3 protein-coding genes and 1 pseudogene are annotated in these 5,800 nt (G+C 71.0%); 2 read left to right on the plus strand and 2 right to left on the minus strand.

Annotation, left to right across the window (positions count from 1 at the left end):
* Positions 1-793 (plus strand): annotated as a pseudogene (locus ACK42S_RS15070) (hypothetical protein); the annotation flags it as partial.
* 74 nt (positions 794-867) lie between these two features.
* Here the strand turns inward: ACK42S_RS15070 and dnaG are convergent.
* Positions 868-2,694, minus strand: a complete 1,827-nt coding sequence (dnaG, locus tag ACK42S_RS15075; protein ID WP_409709296.1) for a DNA primase — start codon at positions 2,692-2,694, stop codon at positions 868-870.
* Positions 2,695-2,967: 273 nt separating this feature from the next.
* Between dnaG and malE the strand changes: the two genes are divergently transcribed.
* Positions 2,968-4,155 (plus strand): maltose/maltodextrin ABC transporter substrate-binding protein MalE, encoded by a 1,188-nt coding sequence (malE, locus tag ACK42S_RS15080; protein ID WP_409709299.1) that lies wholly within the window; start codon positions 2,968-2,970, stop codon positions 4,153-4,155.
* Positions 4,156-4,159: 4 nt separating this feature from the next.
* On the opposite strand, the gene ACK42S_RS15085 is transcribed toward malE, so the two are convergent.
* Positions 4,160-5,800, minus strand: a 1,641-nt coding sequence (locus tag ACK42S_RS15085) for a gamma-glutamyltransferase family protein (protein WP_409709302.1), incomplete at its 5' end; no start/stop codon positions are given.

A 5,800-nucleotide genomic window follows, 5' to 3' on the forward strand; every position in this document is an offset into this window, starting at 1 on the left:
GCCCGCGTTTCTCATTACGACCGACATCACGATCACCGGCCTGACCGGCGACGACGGCATCACCATCGCTCAAAATGCGGACGGCGGCATGCGGCTGTTCGCCGTGCAGCCTGGCGGCAACCTGACACTGGTGTATCTGACGCTCACCGGCGGCAGCGCCCAGGATAACGGCGACGCACTGGGCGGAGCGATCTTCAACCAGGGAACCGTCGCAATCACAAGCTCCACGCTCACGCAGAATGTGGCCCAGGGCGGCGTGGGCGGCATGGGCTTCGGCGGCGCAATCTACAACGACCAGGACGCCACCTTGTTCATCGTCAACAGCACCCTCTCCGCCAATGCGGCGTTCGCCGGTCTTGGCGGCACGGGTGCCGCCCGATTTCGCGGAAGTGGCGGCCTTGGCCGGGGCCTCCGTCACGGCCGCAGCCTTGGCGGTCTTTTTCTTGTCGGCAGCGGTTTCGGCAGCGGCGGCTTTGGGAGCGGACGCCTTGGAGCTGGCACTTTTCTTGGCGGTCATGCGTTTCCTCGGATGGTCTGGGGCGGGTGGCCTCGGCCGGTGCAGCAGCCGGGCGCGGGCCGCAAGGGCCGGGGCGACACGCAGGCGATGCACGAACGAAACCGGTCGACACCGCAAGACCTAGATAAGGCCGGCAGGTGTCGACTCAAGAGGGCAAGCTGGCGTGAACGGGGATGGATGGCAGACCTGGCGGGGTCGGGGTGGCCTGGATATGGAACCCGTGTCGCGGGTGGCCGGGGCCCCCAGGATCTGCTGTCACTCTTGCCGCATCAATAAACCTAGCATTATCGTCGACACGGGCCCATCCGTCAAAGACCCTGGTGCCGGACGCGGCCGGTCCGAGGGGTGGGTCAGGAGCCGGCCTCGGCCGCACGCGCGGCCTCGAGGCGGCGGCGGCGCTCGTGGACCTCGCGATAGTGCTGCAGTGCGGCCGGATCGCGGGCAGCATGTTCGATCAGCCGTGTCTCCTCGGCCTTGAGGCGCTCGATGATCAGGCGGTCGAGCAGGGCGCGCAGGTCCGAAAAGCCGAGGTTGTCGTCCGGGTGGATGGTTCCGGCCAGCCGGCGCGCCGCCTCGTGCAGGGGGTGGCCCGACAGCGCCTCGTCCAGGGCCGACCAGGGTTGCGGGCCGTGCTCGGCCAGGTGGCGTTCGAGCCAGGCGCACAGCGGGCCCAGTGGGGCGGGCAGGGCATGCAGCAGCTCGTGGTCTTCGCCGGTGAGGCGGTCCCACCAGGGGCTGTGCAGCCATAGCAGACGCACCGCCTGCTCGGCCGGCCCCGGCGGGGCCTTGCGCGGGCCGCTGGGACGGGGCGGTTCCTCGCGCGAGCGCCAGCCGGTGCGGCGCCCCGGGCCGTCGCCGCCGCGCCCCGGCGCTGGGGGGCGGCCCTGCCACAGCGCGAGCAGGTCGGGTGGGTGGAGGCCGCCGGCCTGGGCCAGGTCGGACAGGATCTGCTGCTTGAGCACGCCCTCGGGCAGGGCGTTCCACAGGGGTTTGGCGGCGGCCAGCATGTGGGCCCGGCCTTCCGCGCTGCCCAGGTCCAGGCCTTCGCGGGCGGTGTCCAGGATCTGCCGCGACAGCGGCACGGCCTGCGCCACGCACAGGGCGAAGGCCTCACGTCCATGCTCGCGGATGTAGGAATCGGGGTCGTGCTCGGGCGGCAGGAAGAGGAATTTGATCGTGCGGGTGTCGGTGGCGTGGGGCAGGGCCGCCTCCAGTGCCCGGGTGGCCGCACGACGGCCGGCGGCATCGCCGTCGAAGCTGAAGACCACGGTGTCGGTGAAGCGCAGGAGCTTGTGGACATGTTCGGCCGTGCAGGCCGTGCCCAGCGTGGCCACGGCGTTGGGAAAGCCCAGTTGGGCCAGGGCGACCACGTCCATGTAGCCCTCCACCACGAGGGCGTAGCCGAGCTGGCGCAGCGCCTGGCGGGCCTCGTACAGGCCGTAGAGCTCGCGGCCCTTGACGAACACCGGGGTCTCCGGGGAATTCAGGTATTTCGGTTCGCCCTGGTCGATCACCCGTCCGCCGAAGCCGATGACCTCGCCGCGCACGCTGCGGATCGGAAACATCACGCGGTCGCGAAAGCGGTCGTAGCGGCGGGCCTCGTCGCCCTCGCCCTGCACGATCACCAGGCCGCTTTCTTCGAGTAGCGGGTCGTCGTAACGGGGGAAGGCGCTGGCCAGCGTGCGCCAGCCCTCGGGCGCATAGCCCAGGGCGAAGCGTGCGGCGATCTCGCCGGTCAGGCCGCGCCGCTTGAGGTAGTCGATGGCGCGTGGGCTGGCTTTGAGCTGCTTGCGGTAATGGGCGGCCGCGCGCTCCAGCACCTCGGTGAGCGTGTGCTGGCGTTCGCGCTGCTGCTGAGCCTGTGCGCGCTCCTCGGGGCTGCTGTCGTCTTCGGGCACGGCCAAGCCCGCTTGCTGGGCCAGCTCGCGCACCGCATCGATGAAGCCCAGGCCGTCGTGTTCCATCAGGAAGTCGATGGCGTTGCCGTGTGCGCCGCAGCCAAAGCAGTGATAGGTCTGACGCGAGGGGCTGACGATGAAGCTCGGCGTCTTTTCGCCATGGAAGGGGCACAGGCCCTTGAAGTGGATGCCGGCCTTCTTGAGCTGGACGTGACGGCCCACGATCTCGACGATGTCGAGGCGGGCGAGCAGGTCCTGTTTGAAGCCGGGAGGGATCACGCCGGGAGTCTACCGCCCGCAGGGGGGCAGATCGCGCTTTGCGCATCGAGCGTCGCGTTGACAAAGATGTAGTAAAAATACTTCTTCTGTAGTTCGTCAAGGCCTCGTACGCGCAAGCCGTGGCCGCTCGCCCTCCGTGCCGCGGGAGAACCCCGATTTTCAGAGATTTTTCCGCCCATAGACTGCGCCGCCTGGAACGCTGGATTCCGAGGAGGTGGCATGCGCAGAGATCGGCGAAATGTAGTCAAACTTCTACACCTGGGGGCCTGTGGTTTGGCAGGGCCGTGGCCGCTCCCGGCGCGTGCCCGCACCGCCGAGGACCCGCTCACGGTCTGGATCAATGCCGACAAGGGCCACGAGGGCTTGCGCCGCGTGGCGCAGGCCTATGCCCAGCGCACCGGGCGCAAGGTGGTGGTGCAGCATTTCGAGCAGGCCGTCGATCGTTTCGAGGCGGTGATGAAGGAGGGCGGTGCGGCCGGGCCGGACATCTGGATCTGGCCCCATGACCGCATTGGCGACTGGATCCAGCGCGGCTGGATCGCGCCGGTGCAGCCGGGCGAGAGCGTGCGCAGCGACATCGTGCAGGTGGCCTGGGACGGCTTCACCCAGGGCGGGAAGCTGTGGGGCTATCCCTTGTCGGTGGAGGCTGTGGCCCTGGTTTACAACAAGGCTTTGGTCGGCCAGCCGCCGTCGAGCTTCGAGGAGGTGCTGACCCTGCACGAGAAACTCAAGCCCAAGGGCATCCGGGCCCTGGGCTGGGAGACCGGCAGCCCGTATTTCACCTGGCCGCTGATGGCCGCCGGCGGGGCTTATGTGTTCCAGCGCCGCTTGGACGGCAGCTACGAGCCGCGCGACACGGGCATCAACCATCCCGGCGCGGTGCGGGCCGGGCAGTACCTGCAGCAACTGATGGCCGCCGGCGTGATCCCGCAGGGCGGCTTGAGCTACTCGGAGGCCGAGGCTGACATGCGCGACGGCCAGCAGGCGATGTGGATCACCGGCCCCTGGGCCTGGGAGGGGCTGGCTGCGGCCGGTATCGATTTCGGGGTGGCCCCGCTGCCCACGCTGGGCGGCAAGCCGGCCAGGCCCTTTGTCGGGGTGCTGGGGGCGATGGTGGTCGAGGGCACGCCGCATCGCGCGTGGGCGATCGACTTCATCGAGAACCATTTGCTGCGGCCCGAGAGCCTGCAGGCCATCAACGCCGACAAGCCCCTGGGGGTGCCGGCTTCGCGCCGCATGTTCTGGCGCCTGTATGCCGATGCCCGGGTGCGTGCCTCGATGGAGGCGATCTACGCGGGCCGGCCCATGCCCAGCAACAGCGAGATGACCTGGTTCTGGCAGCACCTGTCTGCCGCGCTGCGCGAGATCAACGCGGGTCGCGCACCGCGCGAGGCGCTGGATGCAGCGGCCGCGCAGATCCGCGCCCTGGCCGCGCAGGGGCGGCCGGTGGCGAGCCGTTGAGGATTCACTCGCCGCGCACCGCGCCTTCGCGGCGCGGATCGGCGCTGCCCAGCCAGCCGCGGGGGTGGCGCTGCAGGGCCTGGGCGCCGCTGGTCATGGGCGCCTCGCGCACCGTGTGCCCGCGCCGGCGCAGCGCCTCCAGCGTGCCGGGGGGAAAGCGTCCTTCCTCCAGCAGCAGCGGGCCGCCGGTGGTGCCGAAGTTCGGCAGGTCCAGGGCTTGTTGCGCATCCAGGCCCCAGGCCAGGGTGCCCAGCAGGGCCTTGGCGGTGTAATGGATGATCAGCGAACCGCCCGGCGAGCCGACGTTGAGCACGAGCTCGCCGCTGGTGCGGTCGAAGACCAGGGTGGGGCTCATCGACGAGCGGGGACGCTTGCCGGGTTCGACGCGGTTGGCTACGGGGCGGCCGTCGGCATCGGTGGGCACGAAGGCGAAGTCGGTGAGCTGGTTGTTGAGCAGGAAGCCGCCGGGCAAACCGGTGCCGCCGTCGACGAGGAGCCGGGCACCGAAGGCGTCCTCGATCGTCGTGGTCAGCGCCACGGCGCGGCCCTCGCGATCGATGGCCGACAGATGCGAGGTGCCGCGCTCGGGCGCCTCAGGCTGAGTCGCCCAGGCGCTGGGCTGACCGCCGGGGCGTCCGGGCAGGGCGCGCGGCATCGCGCGGGGGCCGATCAGCCGGGCGCGCTCGGCCAGATAGGCCGGTGAAATCAGGCTGGGCCAGTGGCCCGCCGGGGGCGCGACGAAATCGGGGTCGGCCACGTACTGGGCACGGTCGGCGAAGGCCAGCCGGGAGGCTTCGGCGTAGGCATGCAGGAAGTCGGGGCCGGGCAGCCCCGCCACCCGCGCCGGGCCGGGCGGGGCAGCGTGCTCGAGCAGGCCCAGGATCTGGGCGATGGCCAGGTGGCCGGACGAGGGCGGGGGGAAGCCGCACAGGCGCCAGCTGCGCCACGGGCTGCACAGCGCCTCGCGCCGTCGCGGCTGGTAGGCGGCAAGGTCGGCTTCGCTCAGGCGCCCGGGCCGGGTGGGGTGGCTGCGCACCTTGGCAACGATGCTGCGCGCGATCGGACCGCGGTAGAAGGCGTCGGCCCCCTCGCGGGCCAGCGTGCGCAAGATGGCCGCCAAGGCCGGGTTGCGCAGCCGGTGGCCCACGGGATGGGGTTGACCGTCGGGACCGTAGAAATACGCGGCGGCGGCCGGGTCGCGCCGCAGGGATTCATCGGATCGCAGCAAGGCGTGCAGGCGAACGCCGACCGGAAAACCTTCGTCGGCCCACGCGATGGCGGGTTCGAAGAGCTGGGCCCAGGGCAGGCGGCCGTGCGCGCGGTGTGCGGCCTCCAACAAGCGCATCACGCCGGGCGTGCCCACCGACAGGCCGCCGACGACGGCCTCGCGAAAGGGCAAGGGGCGGCCCTGGGCATCGAGGAAAAGGCGTTCGTCGGCGGCCGCCGGCGCGGTCTCGCGGCCGTCCCAGGCGTCGAGCCGCCGGCCGTCCCAGTGCAGCAAGAAGGCGCCGCCGCCGATGCCGCTGGACTGGGGTTCGACGAGGGTGAGGACCAGTTGGGCCGCGATGGCGGCATCCACGGCCGTGCCGCCGGCGCGCAGCATGCGCCAGCCCGCCTCGGCGGCCAGCGGGTGCGCCGCGGCCAC

The organism is Caldimonas sp. (genome assembly GCF_046289365.1).
Classification (GTDB): domain Bacteria; phylum Pseudomonadota; class Gammaproteobacteria; order Burkholderiales; family Burkholderiaceae_C; genus Caldimonas.